Source organism: Promicromonospora kroppenstedtii DSM 19349 (assembly GCF_000515355.1).
Taxonomy (GTDB): domain Bacteria; phylum Actinomycetota; class Actinomycetes; order Actinomycetales; family Cellulomonadaceae; genus Promicromonospora; species Promicromonospora kroppenstedtii.
In genome coordinates, this window is record NZ_KI911641.1 from 120294 (window position 1) to 121634 (window position 1341).

Annotated in this window: 2 protein-coding genes; one reads left to right on the forward strand and one right to left on the reverse strand. The window is 75.2% G+C overall.

Going from position 1 to position 1341, the window contains the following annotated elements; all coding sequences use genetic code 11:
- The coding region (locus tag PROKR_RS36875) for a hypothetical protein (RefSeq protein WP_036961832.1) at positions 1-236 on the forward strand (236 nt) is incomplete at its 5' end.
- A 371-nt stretch (positions 237-607) separates the two neighbouring features.
- Here PROKR_RS36875 and PROKR_RS08425 read toward each other — a convergent pair.
- Positions 608-1341 (reverse strand): MFS transporter (locus tag PROKR_RS08425; RefSeq protein WP_169736358.1); only part of this gene is annotated, 734 nt, incomplete at its 5' end.

The following is a 1341-nucleotide window of genomic DNA, read 5'->3' on the forward strand; positions in this document are numbered from 1 at the left end:
GGTTCCATCATCAGCTGGTCGATACCCGGGGGATCACGATGCACTGGTCCGGCAAACCCACCACCACGACCACGACGGACGTGGTGGGGGTGTTGCTGGAGTCGGGGTGGGTGTTCACCGACGCCCGTGGGCACCGTATCGGCCTGCCCGCGCCCGTGGGACCGGTCCCGGGTCATGGCCTGCCCGACGACCAGCCCGACGACCCGGCTGGCACACCACCGGCCGCAGCCGCATGACCACCATGACCCGGCCGGGGTAGCGACCCGGCCGGGGTGACGGCTCGGCATGGCATGCGACTCGCCCGGGGTCACGACCCGCCCGGGGGTGCGACCGACCGGCTGGCGTCCCGGCCGATCGAGGCCCCGGCCTGTGCGCGGAGACTCCGGCGACCCTGCCCTGGGCGCCTGGGGCCGATGCGCTGCAGTTGCGGTTGCCAGAACGACGGCTGACCCCGGACGGATCGCAGGCCGACCTGCCCAGGTCGACCTGCCCATGTCGACCTGCCACGACCCGCCCGGCGCCAGCCAGTCGCGCACACAGCCGCGGTCACAGCGCCTGCGTGCCGCGCCCTCGCGGTGGTCCCCGCGGTGGTCCCCGCGCGCCTCGGTCAGGACGCGACGGACCCCACCTGGACGCGGGTCCGCCCCGCCAGCGCCAGGGCAGCCGCGGCCAGCAGCCCCGTGAGTCCCAGCACGACCGCGTACGCGGGCAGGCCTGCGACGTCGTACAGGGCCCAGAGCAGCGCGCCCGTTGCGGAAGACGCGATGGCGGCGGCCACGGCGTCGGCCACCTGGAGGGCCGACGAAGCCGACCCGTGCTCGTGCGGCGGTGCCAGCTCAAGCGTGAGGACCGACAGCGTCGGGTACACCAGGCCCATCCCGCTGCCCGAGAGCACCCAGAACGCCATGCCGACGCCCGCAGGTACGTCCGGCAGCACGAGGAGGGCCGCGCCGACCATGCCCAGGGCGAGCAGTCCGCCGCCCAGCCGCGCGTATCCGGTGTGGCTCAGGTGCAGGAGGTTGCGTCCGCGCACCCACGACGCCCCGGACCAGCCGAGCGCCCCCACGGTGAGGATCAGTCCCGCGCCGCCGGGGCTCAGCTGACGCTCGTGGACGAGCAGCAGCGGGAGCAGCACCTCGGCACCCGTGAACGCCGCCGACACCAGCGCTCGCATCGACACGACGGCGGGCAGGCCGCGTCCCGCGCGCAACACGGCCAGAGCCAGGTGCAGCGCGTGCACCACGGGGCGCTCGGTCTGGTCGATCCCAGGTTCCCGCGCCGCCGGACCAGGGGCTTCACCGCCGGGCGCCCTGCGCCCAGGGCGGTCCCGCCCCGACGCGC